General features: G+C 41.3%; 26 protein-coding genes and 2 pseudogenes. 11 read left to right on the top strand and 17 right to left on the bottom strand.

All coding sequences use genetic code 11. The features are described from left to right. Positions 1 to 49 precede the first annotated feature (49 nt). From VQ00_RS01705 to VQ00_RS01680, 6 genes are all read right to left on the bottom strand, one after another. Entirely contained in the window at positions 50 to 727 is a 678-nt protein-coding gene (locus tag VQ00_RS01705; RefSeq protein WP_046178390.1) for a response regulator transcription factor, read from the bottom strand. Positions 728 to 730: 3 nt separating this feature from the next. After that, the gene (locus VQ00_RS01700) at positions 731 to 1,399 is read right to left on the bottom strand and encodes a phosphatase PAP2 family protein (protein ID WP_046178389.1); all 669 of its coding nucleotides are present in this window, start codon (positions 1,397 to 1,399) and stop codon (positions 731 to 733) included. 120 nt (positions 1,400 to 1,519) lie between these two features. Then, on the bottom strand, positions 1,520 to 2,185 hold the full coding sequence (locus VQ00_RS01695) for a PepSY domain-containing protein (protein ID WP_046178388.1): 666 nt from the start codon (positions 2,183 to 2,185) through the stop codon (positions 1,520 to 1,522). A gap of 245 nt (positions 2,186 to 2,430) precedes the next feature. Then, a complete protein-coding gene (locus tag VQ00_RS01690) occupies positions 2,431 to 3,366 on the bottom strand; it encodes an aldo/keto reductase (protein WP_046178387.1) in 936 nt (311 codons plus the stop codon). 283 nt (positions 3,367 to 3,649) lie between these two features. Next, positions 3,650 to 4,303, bottom strand: a complete 654-nt coding sequence (locus VQ00_RS01685) for an HAD family hydrolase (protein WP_172645537.1) — start codon at positions 4,301 to 4,303, stop codon at positions 3,650 to 3,652. 245 nt (positions 4,304 to 4,548) lie between these two features. Next, the gene (locus VQ00_RS01680; protein WP_046178385.1) at positions 4,549 to 5,010 is read right to left on the bottom strand and encodes an SRPBCC family protein; all 462 of its coding nucleotides are present in this window, start codon (positions 5,008 to 5,010) and stop codon (positions 4,549 to 4,551) included. 104 nt (positions 5,011 to 5,114) lie between these two features. On the opposite strand from VQ00_RS01680, the gene VQ00_RS01675 reads away from it, so the two are divergent. From VQ00_RS01675 to VQ00_RS01670, 3 genes are all read left to right on the top strand, one after another. Continuing rightward, the gene (locus VQ00_RS01675) at positions 5,115 to 5,744 is read left to right on the top strand and encodes a LysE family translocator (protein WP_046178901.1); all 630 of its coding nucleotides are present in this window, start codon (positions 5,115 to 5,117) and stop codon (positions 5,742 to 5,744) included. Between the two features lie 299 nt (positions 5,745 to 6,043). Then, positions 6,044 to 6,166: a hypothetical protein gene (locus tag VQ00_RS19305; RefSeq protein WP_281175882.1), complete on the top strand. Its 123-nt coding sequence runs from the start codon at positions 6,044 to 6,046 to the stop codon at positions 6,164 to 6,166. A gap of 316 nt (positions 6,167 to 6,482) precedes the next feature. After that, positions 6,483 to 6,704, top strand: a complete 222-nt coding sequence (locus VQ00_RS01670; protein ID WP_046178384.1) for a hypothetical protein — start codon at positions 6,483 to 6,485, stop codon at positions 6,702 to 6,704. 275 nt (positions 6,705 to 6,979) lie between these two features. Here the strand turns inward: VQ00_RS01670 and VQ00_RS01665 are convergent, their stop codons facing one another. Next, positions 6,980 to 7,531, bottom strand: a complete 552-nt coding sequence (locus VQ00_RS01665; protein ID WP_046178383.1) for a YheC/YheD family protein — start codon at positions 7,529 to 7,531, stop codon at positions 6,980 to 6,982. A 143-nt stretch (positions 7,532 to 7,674) separates the two neighbouring features. Between VQ00_RS01665 and VQ00_RS01660 the strand changes: the two are divergent. From VQ00_RS01660 to VQ00_RS17600, 4 genes and pseudogenes are all read left to right on the top strand, one after another. Then, positions 7,675 to 8,433, top strand: a pseudogene (locus VQ00_RS01660) (permease); the annotation flags it as partial. 152 nt (positions 8,434 to 8,585) lie between these two features. Beyond that, the gene (locus tag VQ00_RS01655) at positions 8,586 to 8,822 is read left to right on the top strand and encodes a DUF1980 domain-containing protein (protein WP_245617992.1); all 237 of its coding nucleotides are present in this window, start codon (positions 8,586 to 8,588) and stop codon (positions 8,820 to 8,822) included. Positions 8,823 to 8,852: 30 nt separating this feature from the next. Next, entirely contained in the window at positions 8,853 to 8,987 is a 135-nt protein-coding gene (locus VQ00_RS19465; protein ID WP_425388341.1) for a TIGR03943 family putative permease subunit, read from the top strand. Then, positions 8,968 to 9,201, top strand: coding sequence for a TIGR03943 family putative permease subunit (locus tag VQ00_RS17600; protein WP_052728275.1), 234 nt, complete (start codon positions 8,968 to 8,970; stop codon positions 9,199 to 9,201). The genes VQ00_RS19465 and VQ00_RS17600 overlap by 20 nt, the downstream gene beginning before the upstream one ends. Positions 9,202 to 9,238: 37 nt before the next feature. Here VQ00_RS17600 and VQ00_RS01645 read toward each other — a convergent pair whose 3' ends face one another. Continuing rightward, the gene (locus VQ00_RS01645; RefSeq protein ID WP_046178381.1) at positions 9,239 to 10,057 is read right to left on the bottom strand and encodes an STAS domain-containing protein; all 819 of its coding nucleotides are present in this window, start codon (positions 10,055 to 10,057) and stop codon (positions 9,239 to 9,241) included. Positions 10,058 to 10,293: 236 nt separating this feature from the next. Here VQ00_RS01645 and VQ00_RS01640 point away from each other — a divergent pair, with 236 nt between their 5' ends. After that, complete coding sequence (locus tag VQ00_RS01640) at positions 10,294 to 10,878, top strand: RsfA family transcriptional regulator (protein WP_046178900.1); 585 nt, start codon at positions 10,294 to 10,296, stop codon at positions 10,876 to 10,878. Between the two features lie 81 nt (positions 10,879 to 10,959). On the opposite strand, the gene VQ00_RS01635 is transcribed toward VQ00_RS01640, so the two are convergent. Continuing rightward, entirely contained in the window at positions 10,960 to 11,253 is a 294-nt protein-coding gene (locus VQ00_RS01635; protein WP_156153945.1) for a hypothetical protein, read from the bottom strand. Between the two features lie 542 nt (positions 11,254 to 11,795). Between VQ00_RS01635 and VQ00_RS01630 the strand changes: the two genes are divergently transcribed. Together VQ00_RS01630 and VQ00_RS18760 are read left to right on the top strand one after the other, a co-directional pair. After that, positions 11,796 to 12,014, top strand: a complete 219-nt coding sequence (locus VQ00_RS01630; protein ID WP_046178379.1) for a hypothetical protein — start codon at positions 11,796 to 11,798, stop codon at positions 12,012 to 12,014. A gap of 46 nt (positions 12,015 to 12,060) precedes the next feature. Beyond that, positions 12,061 to 12,231 (top strand): hypothetical protein, encoded by a 171-nt coding sequence (locus VQ00_RS18760; RefSeq protein ID WP_172645525.1) that lies wholly within the window; start codon positions 12,061 to 12,063, stop codon positions 12,229 to 12,231. Between the two features lie 131 nt (positions 12,232 to 12,362). On the opposite strand, the gene iadA is transcribed toward VQ00_RS18760, so the two are convergent. The 4 genes and pseudogenes from iadA to VQ00_RS01610 form a co-directional block, all read right to left on the bottom strand. Next, positions 12,363 to 13,541 (bottom strand): beta-aspartyl-peptidase, encoded by a 1,179-nt coding sequence (gene iadA / locus VQ00_RS01625; protein WP_046178378.1) that lies wholly within the window; start codon positions 13,539 to 13,541, stop codon positions 12,363 to 12,365. Positions 13,542 to 13,683: 142 nt separating this feature from the next. Continuing rightward, positions 13,684 to 14,145 (bottom strand): hypothetical protein, encoded by a 462-nt coding sequence (locus tag VQ00_RS01620; protein WP_172645524.1) that lies wholly within the window; start codon positions 14,143 to 14,145, stop codon positions 13,684 to 13,686. A gap of 114 nt (positions 14,146 to 14,259) precedes the next feature. Next, positions 14,260 to 14,523 carry a DUF1292 domain-containing protein gene (locus tag VQ00_RS01615; RefSeq protein WP_046178376.1) on the bottom strand — a complete coding sequence of 88 codons (264 nt, stop codon included), beginning with the start codon at positions 14,521 to 14,523 and terminating at the stop codon, positions 14,260 to 14,262. 147 nt (positions 14,524 to 14,670) lie between these two features. Next, positions 14,671 to 15,033 (bottom strand): annotated as a pseudogene (locus VQ00_RS01610) (ATP-binding protein); the annotation flags it as partial. 324 nt (positions 15,034 to 15,357) lie between these two features. Between VQ00_RS01610 and VQ00_RS17930 the strand changes: the two are divergent. Then, positions 15,358 to 15,531: a YjfB family protein gene (locus VQ00_RS17930; protein WP_082091426.1), complete on the top strand. Its 174-nt coding sequence runs from the start codon at positions 15,358 to 15,360 to the stop codon at positions 15,529 to 15,531. A gap of 99 nt (positions 15,532 to 15,630) precedes the next feature. On the opposite strand, the gene VQ00_RS01605 is transcribed toward VQ00_RS17930, so the two are convergent. The 4 genes from VQ00_RS01605 to VQ00_RS01590 form a co-directional block, all read right to left on the bottom strand. Further along, positions 15,631 to 16,152, bottom strand: coding sequence for a YfiT family bacillithiol transferase (locus VQ00_RS01605; protein ID WP_046178374.1), 522 nt, complete (start codon positions 16,150 to 16,152; stop codon positions 15,631 to 15,633). Continuing rightward, on the bottom strand, positions 16,149 to 16,448 hold the full coding sequence (locus VQ00_RS01600; RefSeq protein WP_046178373.1) for an antibiotic biosynthesis monooxygenase family protein: 300 nt from the start codon (positions 16,446 to 16,448) through the stop codon (positions 16,149 to 16,151). Before VQ00_RS01600 ends, VQ00_RS01605 begins: the two co-directional genes overlap by 4 nt. Before the next feature lie 523 nt (positions 16,449 to 16,971). Continuing rightward, entirely contained in the window at positions 16,972 to 17,163 is a 192-nt protein-coding gene (locus VQ00_RS01595) for a hypothetical protein (RefSeq protein WP_046178372.1), read from the bottom strand. A 348-nt stretch (positions 17,164 to 17,511) separates the two neighbouring features. Further along, positions 17,512 to 18,087, bottom strand: a complete 576-nt coding sequence (locus VQ00_RS01590; RefSeq protein WP_046178371.1) for a GNAT family N-acetyltransferase — start codon at positions 18,085 to 18,087, stop codon at positions 17,512 to 17,514.

Below are 18,087 nucleotides of genomic sequence, written 5' to 3'. Positions count from 1 at the left end.
GTTATCTTCCATTTAATCGGCAAACCAGAATAATAATTTCTCCATTTCTTCACTCCCGCATCACATATCCGACTCCTCTTACGGTTTGAATATATGCTTCTTTTTCATTGATATTTAATTTAGTCCGCAAATGGCGGACATACACATCGATGACATTTGTTTCGACGGCCGTATCATACGACCATATATGCTCGAGCAGCCTGTCCCTCGTTAACACTCGATTAATGTTTTTCATAAAAAATGAAAGAAGTTCAAACTCTTTATTCGTAAGCTCGATCGTTTCATTTTCCTTTGACAGGAGCCGCGATTCCAAATCCAGCTCCAGTTCTTTAAATGTTAATGATTTCATCTGATTTGATTCCATTCGTTCCTGGCGTTTAAAAATCACCCGCATTCTGGCAAGCAGCTCTTCAATAGCAAATGGCTTTGGCAAATAATCATCCGCGCCATTATCAAGACCCATCACCCGGTCCATGACACTGTCTTTTGCTGTCAGCATAATAATGGGTGTATCCTTGACCGTCCGCAACCTTCTGCACACTTCAATTCCATTTAGCCCGGGAAGCATCAAATCGAGGAGAATAACGTCAAAGTCCTGCTGGATGGCCATGTCCAGCCCCTTCCGGCCGTCATCCGCAGTCTCAACTGTGTATCCTTCATATTTGAGTTCAAGCTCTAAAAACTCTGATATTCCTTCTTCGTCCTCTATAATTAAGATCGTTTGCATCTTCTATCTCCCTTCTTCCATCGCCTTGCTTGAATACGATCGTTTTTCTTTGTAATCCTGAAAGAATCCGATGGCGATTGAAAGCCAGAACCCGCCGGCAAAGTAACCGCCAAGAATATCACTTGGAAAATGCACACCTAAATAAATGCGGCTTATGCCAATGGCTGAAATCATGAAAACACTGAAAGAAATCAACACCACGCGCAGCCATTTGGAGGGGATATGCTGCCAAAGCAAAAACGTCAAAATGCCGTATACCGTAAAAGCGTTCATGGCATGCCCGCTTGGAAAACTAAAACCGCCTATCTCAATAAGCTGGTGCAAATCCGGCCGCGCACGATGAAAAAATTCTTTTAAGAGGCGGTTTAAAACAACAGAACCCGTAATGACCATAACAAATAAAATAAGTTCAGTACGCTGGTGCACGATTTTTGAGAAAATACATAAAATGAGAACGGTAAGCAGGACAACCCCCATGTAAGAACCAATAAACGTAAAAAATTTCATGCCTGACGTCAAAAACGGTGACTCAAGTTCTTGTATAAAGGCTATAATCAATTGGTCAAAATGTCCAATTTTTTCTGTGCTGATTTGAACAGCTATAAAACTAAACGCGAGAAGGGATAGCAACGTGACTAAAAAAGCAAATGTAAGCTGATGTTTTACATTCATATCGATACCACCACCTGTGGATTTATTCAGCTAATTAGTTTATTCGGGGCGGACATTTTTATTAAAATGAAAGGAAGAATCCTATTTGCTTGCAGCAAATAGGATTCTGATCATGCTGTCTTATTCGTTATCATCATCTGTTTCAGCATCGTCGTCTTCTTCGCCATCGTTTTCTTCATCGTCAGCCTCTGCTTGTAACACCTTGCCTGTTTTCGCATCCACTAATACTTCTTGTTCCTGGCCTGATTCATCGATCACATCTACTGCAAAAACAACAACGCCGTCTTCATCTTCAAGTGCTGCGTCTTTTACTTTGCCTGGTACTTCTTTAAGGGCAATTGTTGTACTCTCATCTTTTGTTAACGTTGCTTCTTTTTCAAGACGCTTTTGTTCTTCCGCGTCATTTTCTTCCCCACCTTCTTTGTCTGACTCTTCATCGTCTGCTTCAACTTTTAAAATTTTGCCTGTATTCGCATCCACCGCGACCTCGTGTTTTTGACCCTGATCATCTGTAATTTCCACGCTGTAGATGACAACACCATCTTCATTTTCAAGCTCTACATCAGACGCACTGCCCTGTACTTCTTTCAACGCGATATCAATGCTTTCCTGTTTCGTTAGTTTTGCTTCTTTTTCCAGTTGTTTTTGTTCGTCTTTTTCAGAGACTTCTGTTTGTGCGCTGTCCGTATTGCCTGTTGCAAATGCAGAAAGATTCAATACAGAACCAGCAACTCCTCCTCCAAGAATCGTTGCAGCTAATGCAGGAACTAAAAATTTTTTATTCATTATAAACTTCCTCCTGATTACTTGTTTTGTCTTACAGGAACACAATACCCCACGGTCATGAAGTTCCTATGAATCCAAAATAAAAATCCTCTAATTTTTTTATTAAAAATTTTTCATTTTAGATAAAAAAGGCAAATAGCTGCCTTAAATGAAGATAATGAAACATAAAAAAGAGATGTCTCAAAACAAACTGAGACATCTCTTCTTCATATTTCTAAATAAATGTATTTTTCCTTAACGAATCATTATGGCTGGAAAACCCGATCAATTTTATTAATCTCATCTTCCGTCAGTTCAACATCAAGTGTTTTCAAGTTATTCAGCACTTGGTCGGCCCGTTTCGCTCCCGGAATGATCACATCGATCGCGTCGCGTGTTAAATACCAGGCAAGAACGACATGTGCAAGCTCAACCCCTTTCGCATCCGCAATCGGCCGAATTTGCTCGACTTTTTCCAGGTTCGATGCAAATACATCTTTTTGGAAATAAGGAAGACCGTTGCGCAAGTCATCAAACGTTGCATTTTTGTCGTATTTGCCTGTCAGTAAACCAGATGCGAGCGGGAAGTACGGCACGAACGAAATATTTTGTTCCACTAAATATGGAAACAATTCTTTTTCCGCATCGCGCGTAAGCAGATTGTATTCACCTTGGAACACGTCAACATGTCCGTCTTTATTTGCTTCTTTCAGCTGCTCGAGCGAAAAGTTTGAGACGCCGATATGGCGGACTTTTCCAGCGTCTTTCAGTTCTTTCAACGCCCCAATGGCTTCATCTTTCGGTGTCCGCTCATCTGGAAAATGAATATAAAATAAATCAATATAATCCGTTTGAAGGCGGCCAAGCGCCTCATCTACTGAGTTTTTCAAAAACGCTGGTGAATTGTCGAATTTCTCGCCGTCTTCGCCTAGGACGTGTGCCGCTTTTGTCGCAATCACCGCTTCTGAACGATTCCCGCGTTCCTTCAGCACTTCGCCAATCAATTCTTCTGAGCGCTTTGGACCGTAAATAAATGCCGTATCAAGAAAATTCACGCCGTGATCAAGCGCCGTCCGGACCATTTCACGGCCCGCTTCTTCATCTAAATTCGGATATAAGTTATGACCTCCTACTGCGTTCGCTCCAAAGCCGATAGGATTCACATGAAGATCTGTTTTGCCGATTTGCACATTTTTCGTCATTATATATCGTCTCCTTTTTGTTTTTTTCATTAATTTCCTATTACCAGAATAGAACGAGGTTAAACACCTTCTATCGTTTTAAACAGTTGTTCTTTTCTCATGAAACCCGCACAATTCACGAATAATGAGTTCACACTTCATGACAAAAGAGCGAACCGCTTTTCATAATGGTCAAAAGCAAATTGGTTGCTTTTGGGCCGATTTCGCACTTCAGCTGATCGATCGTTATCATGTGCGGGCTACGTGCTCCCGACTCCTGGCTGCTGCTGTGATGGCGCGTTATTTAGGATGGCTTAATCAGTTCTATGACATCCATTAACCTTTTTTCCGCCATGGATGCAAGGCGCAGTGAATGTTTTTCAAAGGGCAGAGATTCCGTTACCGGATTGGGCACAATCACGCACTTTAATCCGGCCGTTACGGCTGCTTGACATCCATTTAAGGAATCTTCGAAAGCGACTGCTTCTGAAGAATGGATATGTAAGACCTCGATTGCTTTTAAATACAGGTCGGGGGCCGGTTTTACTTTCTGAACATCGTCTTGCGTGATCATTACGTCAAAATAGTGCAGCAGTTTGAGTTCATGTAAATAATGGGTGACCCACTCCCTTGTGGAACTGGACGCAAGTGCAATTTTATATCCCATATTTCTAGATTCTTCTAAATACTCTCTCACCCCTTCACGTGCCTGAGGAGTTTTCATCTTTCCTTTGTGTAAAGATTTTGCCCTGGCTTCTATTTCGTCAATGTTACATCTTTCCCCCAGCTGTTCTCTGAAAAATGCATGAAGCAGCGTATCATCTGTCCCGATGCAGTGAACAAACCGTTCAAGCGGCAAATCAGCCTGATAAAAACCCATCGTTTCTTTATAAGCCTCATACCAAACCGTCTCCGTGTCAACAATTAGCCCATCAAAATCAAAAATAATCGCTTTTATCAAAACCTTTCCCCTTTCCCTTAACCAAATGAATAGGTCGTGCTATACCAATGTTTTGTGTTTGTTTTTTTCGTCCTGCCCAGCCTTTTTTCTCTTAGTTCCTCTGCCAGCAGCTGATTAAAAAAACGTGTCCAATCAATACGACAGCATGATGCTCTTCCGCGTATTCCATAAGTAGATTTGCCATGCCTGATAAGTGAAATCGTCCTCATCCTTGTTCTCCTTCCACAAAATTCCGTCTTCATTCAGCCGCTTAAATTCTGTTCAGCCATCCGTTTCAGCTCGCACGCACGGGTTACAATAAAGTTCCGCATATATTTTTCTAAAAAAAGCCGGTCAGCGATTTTCCCGGCAAGACCGAGGGGGCTTTTGTACTGAAAGGTATCTTTCATCACCGTTCCCTCGCCATTTCGGAAAAATTTGTGGTGATGCGTAAACGACTGAAACGCGCCTTTTACCATCACATCTATAAATTCAGACGGCGGGTTCATCTCCGTAATTCTTGTGGTCAGCCGCTGCCGGATACCGAAATGGAATGCTTCCCACGTGACCGTATCGTCTGCTTTCAGTAAACCTGACGTCACACCGCCGACAGCCCGCTCTTTTGTCCGCGCGGTGGATCGGACGTGGGCCTCCACGTTTCGCGCTAGATCAAAACAAATGTGGATGGGCGCGTTAATCCGGATTTCATGCTGAATCGTCGGCATTTCTTCACCTGCTTTCTTTTCTCATTATACAATACAAAGTTTCCCAAAAAGAGCCTTGCACGTTTGAAAGGATATGGTACATTAATTTGAAAGGACGTGAAGAATTGGAAAACTTTTATTTATTTTTGTTTATGTGTGTATTGTTAATTATTTTGCCGGGTCCGGATACGGCCATCGCCACGAAAAATACGCTGACATCAGGGCGGACAGGCGGTTTGAAAACGGTCATTGGGACATGCTGCGCGCTGCTTATTCACACATTGGCAGCGGTAGTCGGCTTGTCCGCCATTATCGTAAAATCGGCTTTCGTTTTTTCTATTTTCAAATATGCAGGCGCTGTGTATTTAATGTATCTCGGCGTGAAAACATTATGGGCGCTTCGTAACAAGCGCAAAGACGATTGCGCTGATACTGAGGAGGTTCATGCGGCAAAAGGAACTTCTTTTTTTAAGCAGGGATTTTTAACAAATCTGCTTAATCCGAAAGTGGCGGTTTTTTTCTTAACATTCCTGCCGCAGTTCGTTGATGCCGGCACTTCCACGTTTTTTCCATTTTTGACAATGGGAATCACTTACATTCTTTTGACTGCTGTTTGGTTTTTATTTTATATTTATTTGCTTGATCACATTCGCGTGTTTATGAACAAGCCAAAAACCCAGACGATTATGGAAGGCATAACAGGCACGGTTCTCATCGCTTTTGGGATCAAGCTCGCTTTAGAAAAAGCACATTAACAAGCCGGCCGTTTCGACGGACGTTTTTTTCATTTGCTTCATTCCATTATTTTGTTTTATTATGATGATTTTTTCCTCTAGAAAACACGCACTTTATTCGATCGTGATCAAAAAAAGCTGGAGCGGCTGCGGGCAGGGCTGACAGAAGCCGGTTTTAGCGCAAATGCCACAAGTCCTAATGACCGTGATTTGTTAAACAGGCAGCTCACAACACTGCTCGGATGGCTTCATAAAGAAGACCAATAATATGAAACAATTTCAATTTTTATTCGTATGTATACCTAAAGGTGGTGCAGCAAATGGAAGTAACCGGTTTTGTGTTTGCGTTACTCGCGTTAACATTTGTATTTGATGCACAGTCAAAAGTAAAAAAACTAGAAAAAAGAGTCCGGGATTTAGAAAACAAATTGCCGCGCGATTAAAAACTGCCGCCCGTTTTGAACTGCATTCCAATTGTTAAACACACTATAACAATTGGGACGCAGTTTTTTCATCGCGAAATATATATGTTCATCTATGCCTTTTTAAGATTCTTCCTGTCCTCTTTTTAATTCAGCTGTTTCAATAAGAGTGGTTTCATTTAGAACACAGACTTAATGAAAAACGAGCTGCTTATTCAAATTATTGGTAAAAAGCCTATCTTTTCGATTCTATTAAAATAGATCGGAACATGGTAAAATGAATAGGTTGATAAAGAAACCGGCCTTGTGAAACACTCAGCAGAAATGAGGAAATAACGTGAGCGAAGTCGATCAAAAGGTAATCTTACAGGCAATTTTGGATTTGTCTAAACAGGTGGCGGGGCTGTCAGAACAAATAACAGAAACCGAATCACGGCTGACAAGCCGCATGGATAAACTGGAACAAAAGCTGGATAAAGTCAATGCTAAAATGACCATCCTGTCTGATGAACTGCTTGAAACAAGAGCAGACGTGCTTATGCTGAAAAAAGCGAAATAATCCTATATGATAGATCGAAACGGCATGCGCAAACGGGCAGGCCGCTTTTTTATAGCCAATGAATGTGCCGCTCCATTCTCTTTGACGCTTTCCAAAGCGAAACAATGAATCGTCGCGTTTAAACAAAAAAATTCGCAAAGGCCAAAATTCCCCTTTTGCGAACGTCAAATGGTCTTGATCATGAATGGCCTGTTATACGGGATGGCGAACGAATGGCCTGCATAAAAAGAATCGACGTATTTGTTTTCATACCCCCCCTGACGACCGAATAATTTTCACTTTTTTCGTTCAGCCAAGTATTTTGCATACAGGATTGTATTTCGGGCCACATCCAATTCACAATTAAAAATCACCGGTTCGCCGGGTCTCCAGTTCACTTCAAATAACCATAATTTTTGATTCTCATCAATGCCTACATCAATCCCTAATTCATCAAATAAAACATCATGATATAAAGACTCGAAATGAGTAGAGAAGTCAATGGCAAACCGCTCAACCTCCGTCTGCATCTCACGCCAGGAATCTGGAAATTCCTTTTTTAAAATATCATCCAGGTACCCCGTGTATCCACCGCTGCCCATGTTGGACGTAATGCTCCCGATCGGGCCTATCCGTGGATAAATAGACGTGATCACCCATTCCCCCATCCCGTTCTTTTGAACATGCAGGCGCAAATCATACACATGGCCGGTATTGAGCCGGCAAGAAAGAAAAGGCTGTGCAATGTACTCATTTGGCTGGATGTGGTCAGAAAACCACTTAAGCAGTTTCTTTTTTTGTAAGTGGTGCTGTTCCCTGCCTCCATCAGCTGATGCTTTTCTTTTCAACAGTGACAATTCCTTTGCCTTGATGTCCCGATTTCGGCTTTAAAAGGATTTCCCATACTAGCTGATCATGTCAAAAAGGACATCGCTATCGGTTAACTCAAACGTAGGGATAAGGTATTTCCCAAATTTCTTTCCCTCTTTAATCCGGTTGTATTCAAATCTTTGTCAGTGAAGAGCAAGTGGCAAAGTGGATGCCTAAAAATAAGTTCGCAGCCGTTTTGATGAGCTCTGTGATCGGTGCCTGTTTTCCAGCCTGTGAATGCGGAATTGTGCCAATTGTCCGCCGCCTTGCAGCGAAAGGCGTTCCCATTTATGCGGGCGTCGTTTTTTTGTTGACGGGACCGCTCATAAATCCCATTGTGATTTTTTCTACGTATATGGCCTTTGGAAATGATATAAAAATAGCTGGACTCCGGATGGGTGTCGGTTTTCTGGCAGCAATGATTATCGCTTTAATTGTCAGCCTGTTTTTTAAAAAGAATCAGCTGAAATTACAGCCGTATAAAGAGGTGATGCATGAAACGAAGCAAAAAGCTTCTTTTTCGGTGCGGATTTGGGACATGCTTAAACACTCCATTGATGAATTTTTTGACATGGGAAAATATTTGATTTTGGGGGCTTTTTTTGCTGCATTTGTTCAAACATACGTAGCTGCTCAATCTCTTTTGCAGGCCGGAGAAGGCTGGGTTTCATCTACACTTGTCATGATGGGGCTTGCGTACGTTTTATCTCTTTGTTCGGAAGCAGATGCGTTTATTGGCACTTCCTTCCGTCATCTGTTCCCCACCTCCTCTATTCTTACCTTTTTAATTTATGGTCCAATGATCGACTTAAAAAATACATTCATGCTCATCAGTTTCTTTAACGTGAAGTCAGCGGCTTATGTATTTTTCTTTCTTTGATTCATTCAGCTTTTTCGAATATGGGGCAGAAAGAATAAGCAGGAACACGACTGTCATCATGGATGCAGTCACGATCACAGTCATTTCGGCTCGCCTGGTAAAAAAACATTTCGTATTCCATTTTGGCCTCCCCGTTAATCACCTGTTTTTTATTGCCGCCTCAAACGCTGGGCGCTTCGATTGCCGCTAAAAAAGGAACTGTTTTAACATCGAAAACCGCTGAAACGCACGTACAGGAAAATGGACAACCTAATCAGTCTCTTTATGGCCAGGAAGAAGTAGTTGTCGATCGAAAAGAAATAAAGCAAAGTGAATTTGACGAAAGCATGAATCAATTGGAAAATGATCCTGTTATCCATATGGAAGAGGATGTATTTGAGCCTTATTAAGGACGGATCAGCACCGAGCCTCAAAAATACATGGACCGCACCGTGAAGATGACCGGATTTGTTTATAAAGAGGATGGCTTCGAGTCCAATCAGCTCGCCTTAACACGATTTCTCATTACCCATTGTATTGCGGATGCGAGCAGCATTGGGTTTTGCAGAATTTGACGGGGCCTCCACTGTGGAACAGGAGGATACGTGGCTGGAAGTAGAAGGAACGATTGAACTCACTAAATATGATGGATCTGAGATGCCCATACTGAAAATCACCTCGTGGAAAATCATTGCTGAACCAAAGGAACCTTATGTGTATCCAGTCTATCAAACTCATGTAAAAAGAACCGGCTCAATCTATAACTTGAGCCAGCTTCTTCTTGAATAAAGAGGAACTTCAATTAGCCGCTGCATCATGTCCGGTGTTACTTTACACTTTCTAACGCTTTCTTTACATTAGCAAATGTATCGATAGCAGAGATATTAATATGGCTATTAACGACAATTTGGGCGAGTTCAGGCCGCAAACCTGTAGTCAGTACATGAATACCCATTAATTGAAACATGCTCCCTATTTGATGAAGGTATTCGGCAATGTCTACATTAATCGTATAAATACCTGAAAAGTCTGCAATCACATAATTTATATTCATATCTGCTATTTTCGGCACCACATGCTCCATAATATAATTTGCCCGGTAGGTATCGATATCGCCAATCAAGGGCAGAATGACGATGCCGTCTTTAACAGGTATAATAGGCGCTGATAATGCTGCCAGCTCTTTTTGGGTTTCTTCCCTGGCTTCCTCAAAAAGCTGCTCGAAAGCGAAAATCGTTTCATTTAAGCTAATGTCTAACAATTTGTTTATGCGTTTTATAATGAGTGCATTTTCCTTTACAGACAAACCGAGCTCTATACTGATTTCCGTTACGATTTCCGTAAAAACATCTCTTGTTGGCGGATAACGAACGGCGATTTCTGACATTTTCCCTCTTGAAGATATTTGCATGGCCGCATTTTTTTTACTCCAATCGATAAAAAATTCAGGAACTGATTCCTTTCCCTCATTCCCAAACGATTCCCCCATAAATCGTAAAAGCTCCACATACATGTTAATCGCTTGTTCTTTCTCCCATTCGGGAATATCTAATTTCATTCTGTGCAAGACACCTTCAACTACTTCAATAGCTAAGGACTCCATATTTTCATAAATGTAAGTAGAAAAATTCAAAAACAAATTCATCTATACTCTCCTCTTTTCCCCTGTCAATTCAATTATTATAACCTATAAAACGCTTTTGCAATCAACAACCCGGAACATACGCCAAAGCAGGCCATTCAAAAAACACAATGATTTTTAAAAGCATAAATCTATATAGATGTGAATAAACTAACATTAAAATAGAAAGACTCTTTATATCTAGCGCGAGTAATTTAGATTTTACTATATCAATTAAAAATGGATGGGAGTGAAACATGTTGAATATTCGTCAGGATGCTTGGTCAAAAGAAAATGATCTCCTTCTCGCCACTGCCGTACTAAAACATGTCAAAGTAGGAAGTACCCAATTGAAAGCATTTGAGGAAGTGGGGGAGATATTAAACCGTACTGCGGCTGCCTGCGGATTTCGTTGGAATGCGGTCGTCCGCCAATATTATATTCCAGACATGGAAATGGCTAAAAAAGAAAGAAAACAGCGGAATCGCATAGAAAGCAGGCAAGTCGGCAAGAAAACGGCAAACAAATTACCTTTTTTCATTCCTAAAGAGTCAGAGAATGATATAACAATGTCAGATGTTATTCAGTACTTAACAACCATTGCACCAGCGGAGAATGCCGCGTCTTTACAGGAAGAAAACAGCCGGCTGCAACGTGAACTTGAAGCCGTGAAAAAAGAACTTCATCACTTAAAAGAAGGCTATACGTCGATGCAGGAGGATTATGAATCTCTCATGCAGATTATGGAGCGTGCCCGGAAATTAGTCGTTTTTTCAGAGGAAGTACCTGCTTCTGTAAAATTCAGAATGGAGCGAAACGGAAATTTGGAAAAAGTAGCGGAATAACGAGCTGTAAGCCGGTTCCGCTATTTTTTTAATTGCTCTGCTCCGCGCAGGAGACTAGCAAAAACGTCATTACCTTCCAGCTTAATTATTTTTCCTTTCAACAGGCATTACCGTTGTATCAATGAGCGTTTTAACGGTTAAGCTCACGTGATCGTGAATCCGCTCTTTTGTTCGATCAGAATAGCTGGTCTTTTCTCGTTTTAATGCAAGTGGAAAATGGAAATCAAATTCGCACTCTTTCCCCTGTTCGTTCGATGTAACTATAATTAGCCCCTTATTTAAAACAGAATCTAGAAATGAATGCTCTAAAGGGCACAGCTGTTTCTTGTTGTTGCGTCGCATGGCCTTCTTTCCTTCTTTCTTTCCTACAATCAAATCCCCATTATAACAAAAGAATTCTCTAAATGAACGATTTTTTTAATGCATATGAATCACTCCAAAATAGTTGTTTATTTGCTTTATTTCGTTGAACATAGAAAATGAGCTGTTATTCAAATTTTTCAGGAGGTAATCGCAGCGGTTGTGAAAAACAAAGACCCTTATGATATTGAGATCCCGGGAACGGCCATTTATGTAAATGACTTCGAATTTCATCGCAGTTCGTGAAGATGGAGTATTTTATGGTATACTTAACGATAAGGGATTGAATAAATGTCTTATTTTAAAAACACCTTACATGATTAATGTCTTGGCCGTCAGCCTGCTTGCTTTCTTTTATTACCCGTAAGGTGTTTTTTTATGTATAAAAATGTAAAATACCCACTAACCTGATGCATAAATGCAAAGAAAGTCGATTTTAAAGCAGAGATGAAGTAGCGTTCAATCTTGACTAAGGAGCCCTTCTCTTGGTTATGACCTCACCGTATGTCACAAAAAAATTTATTCACACCAGATCGCTTTAAAGGGAGTGTTGGTACATGACTTCAATGACTAAACTTACTTTCGCCAATAACCAAAAGGAATTGGATCGTAAAATGGAACAAATTAAACAAGACCACGAACATCGAAATCCTGAAAGCACAGTGGAGATTTCACATTTAGACCCGAAGTTACAGGATATTGAGTTTCTGAAGTATCAAACCACACAATTACTAATTGGCATACGGATAGTAGAAAAAGCAAAAGATGATAAATAAGCAGCGTTAAACATGCTTATTTATTTTGAAAAAAAGAGGTGTAAAGATGGCAGAAAAAAACAAGTACCGTACTGGGGAAGTAGTAAGAATAAAAGAAACGGATGAATTAGTAACCATAAATAAATGGCAGTATGTCAAGACCATGAAGGCGTACTCTTATACGGTAAAAGAACACTCAGCAACCTTTTATTTCGAAGATGAGTTCCGCAGCCAATAACATCGCGCTTGCAGCAGGCATACAGGGTATTTAAGAAAATGAACATCCCGCATCATGGTCGTATTTTCTTTGCAATAATGATGAAAGAGCAGATATGAACGTCTGCTCTTTTTTTGTTGAATTTAGTTCGTTTATTCAAATGCTCCTTTGACAATTGGCTGTTTATTTTCAACCATTAGGCGTCCTTTCGCCAATACGCTATGAATCGTCAGACTATCTTTCTCGAGCAGGACTAGATCTGCATCTTTTTCTTTCTCAATCGTTCCTTTCGTATGCAATTTCAATATTTCCGCGGGGTTAGAGGTAATGACCCGCAATGCTGTTTCCAATGGAATCCCCTCGTTTTTCACGGCATCCTTCACTTCGTCATACAAGGATTTTACTTTCCCAACCTGAAGACCCGCATACTCCCCGTCTGAATGAAAGATCGGCAAGCTTCCCTGTCCATCTGAAGAAAAGGTAATGGCCGAAATGGAAACTCTCTTCTCAAGCATGAGGCGAAGCGCTTTACTGCACTTTACTTTTTCCTTCTCCTTCTTCCGAGACTGGCCAGCGCTGCTTGTCGTGAAGTCCACATACCCCCCTTTTAATGCGTACTGAATACCAGCATCAAATAATTCCCTGTTTCGGTTTATGTGTGTTGGATGAAAATGACGAATCGGAATATCTGTGTTGGCCGCCAGTTCTTCCAGCAGCCGGAGTTTGTCTGCACTGTCACCGACATGAATTTCCAGCACCCCGGCTTTTCCTGACAGCATCCCGCCATTTCGTGCAGCTGCCGCTATTTTCACGAGCTCATTGAAGGTCGGCTGAGAAGAACGATGATCAGAAATGGCGATTTCTCCAACCCCGATAATTTTATCGATGAAGATCAGGTCGCTTTCGATGGAGCCAGTCAATGTTTTCACCGGTATTTGGTAGGAACCCGTATGAACAAAGCACGTCACTCCTTCTTCTTCAAGCGCATGTGCTTTTGCCAGAAGGCTTTCCATTCTTCTCGTTGTCCCATCTGTGCCCAGTACACCGACAAGCGTTGTAATCCCCGAAAGCGTTGCATCCGTTAAAGAAATTTCAGGCGTCCGGGTTTTAAAGCCCCCTTCTCCGCCACCGCCAATTAAATGAACATGGGCATCAATAAATCCGGGCACAATCAGCTTTTCTTCCGCATCGATTTCATGTACGGATAATGACGTTCCTGAAAGATCAATTTCATCTTTCATCTCAACGATCTTTCCCCCTGCGAGCAGCATATCTTTTTTTCCTCTGTATGCCGGCGCATACACTTCACCATTTTTAATTAGCGTCAACAATTCATTTCCCCCTCACGAATCGCATTTCCTTAGGACTGCATGGACATTCTTCTCGCATCTTTATAACTATTCAAGTAAAAATAAAATAAGAAAAAACCGCCTGCAATAATAGACGGTTCAGCTTCGTGACAAACACTTCATTTTATTCTTGTTGTGTCCACTGTCCGAGCAATGGGTTAAATGTGCCGTACGCTATCAGTTTTCCATTTTTGTGAAACTCCATAAATCCGTACCGCTCCAGCCATCGATACGCCTTTTTTCTTTTTTCATCATCAAAAACAACAAATAAATATTCATTTGGTTTTAAGCGATATTTGAATTCAAGAATGATATCAAGTGCTTTCTTTAGTCCTTCAAGCCCGGCTTTTCCCGTGGCTTTTTCCTTTATGCCTCGCCGGTTGTGATTTTTCCAGTTATTCGCTTTCTTCCTGGAGTCGGTGATAATTGCAGCTGCATTCCAGACATATACCATCTGACCGGAGACAAACTCTTTTTCGCGCCAAAAATACACGTGCACGGATTGGCCATTGCTTAATTTTTCACAGTACCGCACTTGGCTTTTTCTTTTTTTCACTAAATCACGCATGACTCGCAATCCCTTCATCGTTTCCACGTCAAAAAGATAAAAGCCTCTACACAAAATAGAGGCTTCAGCCTGCTTTCTGACTTTATCTACACTCTGAAGCCTCTGCACAAAATAAAGGCTCTACACATACCCTTACTCTTCTTCGGCATCCTGAAACGCTGCGGATACTTTGTCGAACTCTTCATCATCATCAATAACCGATAATTGCTCATTATTGTCACCTTTTAAAAAGAAGACATTCACCTCTACGTCCGATTCTTCCTCGATTTCTTCTGTAAAAGCGACAGCAGCATAGTCTGTTCCATCAATACTTAACGTGCCTAATACTTCAATTTCCTGCTCCTGGTCATTTTCATCAACCAACGTAAAAATGTCGCCCACTTCAATTTTTCCCATATGATCTGCTCCTCTCATGCATGTCTATATCTAAAGTTATTTCTGCAGATACTTTACCCACTTTTTCCTCTTTTATTAGTATTGGATGAACTTTGCTTTTTCCCTATACAAGTATGCAATTTATATAAAACTGTCTAATGCTCCTTCTTATTTTAGAATCCAGGGTATTTGCTTTTCTCTTTTTCTTCTGGATGGTGTGGTGGCAGGCAGCAAAACCTCGATCGTTGTGCCTTTGCCTACTTTACTCGAAATTTTAAAATCTCCTTTATGATTTTCAATGATCTTTAAGCAGGTCATTAGCCCGAGTCCTGTTCCTTTTTCTTTAAATTCTTTATGCTGATCCGTCTCAGCATGAATAAGCTGAATAAATCCTTTGATGGACGTGAGGGGATTTCTGATTTCATAAGCGATTCCAGCAGCCAGATGACCGACCACTGCCAGTTTTTCTGATTTTCGCAGAAGAGACTCTGTTTGCTCCCTTTTATCAGTTATATCCTTTCCGATGTATAGATAAGTTGCACCATAAGAGCGCAAAGTCTATTCTAAACTCACTTTGTTAATGACACATCAAGTAACATAATTCTATATTGCTACAGAAAAAAGAAAAAACCTAATTTTTTCATTCGACAAATATCGATAATATCTTTTCATTTCTTTCTCATAAAAACAAAAAAGAAAAGCCGAAATTGGCGAGGCAACAGGCATAATGACCGCTGAAGAAGAACAGGCGTTTATTGAAAAATATCTGGATTAATTGAGTGAAAACACATTATTCTTCCAACCTTCTATACTTTCAATTGAACGAACCGATAAGAGAATAAGGAGGTGACTTTTTTGGATATTGCTGCTTTATCAATGGGAATGAGCCAGGCTTCTCTCGGCCAAAATATCGGTTTGGCGCTGACGAAAAAAACGATGGACATGGCCCAGCAAAACGCCAATCAAATGGTGCAAATGCTGCAGGCTCCGCATCCGACGCTCGGAAACTCAATTGATGTAAAGGGATAAAAGAAACGTGCATTCAGGTTTTACTTTGAATGCACGTTTCTTTTACCTCATTCCGCTTTACTACAGCCATATAAGCTGCTTCAGACTGATAAATCCAGGCTACTTCCATCCATTTCGATCACATAATGACGTAATGTGTGCGAGATGATGGCGGCCGTGCCAGGCGTACATTCCAATGTTTTCACCTACCGTCACTTCTCCTGAGTCCGGATGAATGAATGTTTTTTCCAAGTCGCCTGTTTGTAATTCAGACAAAAGGCGTGTCCACCGCTTGTGCAACGATTCCAGCAATACAAGAGAAACATCGACCGGCATGCTGCTATCTGGAAGTTCCGCCCAGGCGGCTTCGTCATACGGCTTGATAACGGGCAGTTCTTCCGTCAGTGCCAGCTTAAAGCGGATATAGGCATTCATATGGCTGTCCGCCACGTGATGCACGACTTGACGCACCGTCCACCCACCGTTCCGATATGGCGTATCAAGCTGTTCATTGGTCAACGATTCAACAGTTCGGTGCAGCAATGCGGGCAGTTCCTCAATTTCTTTTATCCATTCAGCTGCGACCCGTTCCGTCACCGCATCTGTCCATTCAAATGGACCAATTGGGAATTGTTTATTCATAAACTTACCCCTACTTTCTGAAAATGCTCGACGGCGGGAAATGGATCGTAAAACCGGTAAAGCAGCTGCTTCCATTCCAGGTATTCCGGCGACTGCCTAAACCCAATCGTATGATCCTCCAGCCGTTCCCATTTCACGAGCAGCAAATATTTCCCCTGCACTTCTATGCAGCGCTGCAATTCATTTAATACATAGCCATTCATCGAGGCAATGATCGGCGACGCTTTCCGAAACACCTCCTCGTATTCCGCTTCCATTCCCGATTTTACCTGCAGCATGACCGCTTCTAGTATCATCTTATGGGCCCCTCTCAATTGCCTGTTCACATTATTTCAGTTCCACTGCCTGTGGACCCGATCCTTCAAAACCCCGCTCTAAAATTTCCATGTTCGTTAACAGCTCACGGTCCCTTACCAGCTTTTCTCCTCTTCCAAGTCAGGCTTTCATTTTCGGTTAAAGATCGTTTTTACGACGATGTTCTCCCGGATCAACAGATAGGGCAAATGATAACGAGTTGTGCTTTTTCCAAAGCCGATAAATCCAATGGTTAATGTCATGTTAAGCCTCCAAAATTAAAGTTAAAGCCGGACCGCCACGCAAAACCGGTCATCACTGATGCATCTTCAAAATGAACTTGATCGATCTGCATAACCACTTGTTCAACTAATGTTTATCGTTCTCCTCCTTCATAAGATTTTTTCATTTTCAATTTTACCAGATTTGTAAATCGGCTTAACGGTTCGAAAATCAAAAAAAAGACGTCCGATATAAATTCGGACATCCCTTTTTTTCTTCTGAAACATCAGCCTGTATTCTCTCTTAAAATAAACTGCTGAACAACATATATTGATCTCTTAGTTTTTCATCATCGGATTTGTCGGCTGCTGCTCTCGTTACGTCACGTTCACGGGCCAGAATGTAGACTGCGTCATCTTCCGCTGCCATTTTTGTGAGGATATTCATCGCCTGAATGTCTGCTGCACTAGTATGAAGTTCTTGTAACGAAGCCATTTCCTTTTTCCTCCTCTTAGTTCAGTTTATCCAAAGGGCAACTTACTGAAAGAATAAAAGAAAACTCGACAAAATTTCCATCATAAAGAGTATCCAATTTCCCGTATCGACCCCACCTACGTCAAATACACTGACAGCCACCTTTGCCATCCTGCCCAAAACCTGCATTCAACTGTTACTTCATTCTAATACCCTGAAGGAATTAATGATAAACATTTCATTTCCATTTTTTAAAAAAGAATTTTTAAATAATCCTTTGCCAAACGATTTACTTTTTTCCAGGCTAATGATCGTTTCCACACCCATCAACTGAAGCAAAAAAACACGTTTGTATTAGTCCTCCTTCGTTTAGCTTGAATAATTCCCCCTATATTCCTCCCTTAAAATCGAAAATATTTTTGTATCACTGAACTCCCCTTTGATCCGCTCATTTTTTCTCAAAACACCTTCGAACGTCATGCCGGCTTTTCGCATCACCTTCTCAGATCCGATATTCTCCGGATCACAGTGACCTTCAATGCGGTTTAGCTTCAGCACCTCAAATCCGTATGTAATAAACGTAGTGACTGCTTCTAATGCAAACCCTTGTCCCCAATAACCTTGGTGCAGCATAAACCCGATTTCCGCTTTTTGATGCTCATTGGACCAGCTGACAAACGCGCATGTGCCTATCACTTTTTTGTGTTTTTTATGAACGATGGCCCAGTCTCCAGACGTTCCATTTCCATATCCTTGAATCACTGCCCGGACAAATGCCATCGTCTCCTCTTTTGCCTCATTTGTTTCCCATCTCATGTAACCAGAAACGTCCGGATCTGAAGAAAACTCAAACAAATCATCTACATCATCGAGTGTGATTTTTCTCAATAAAAGACGGTCTGTTTCCATCTCCGGCATGTTTTTCAGTTTTGCTTCAATGCTCAT

It is taken from the genome of Domibacillus tundrae, from assembly GCF_000970675.1.
GTDB classification, from domain to species: Bacteria; Bacillota; Bacilli; order Bacillales; family Domibacillaceae; genus Domibacillus; species Domibacillus tundrae.
The sequence above is the reverse complement of the archived record's forward strand: the minus strand, read 5'-3'. Positions and strand labels throughout refer to the sequence as shown.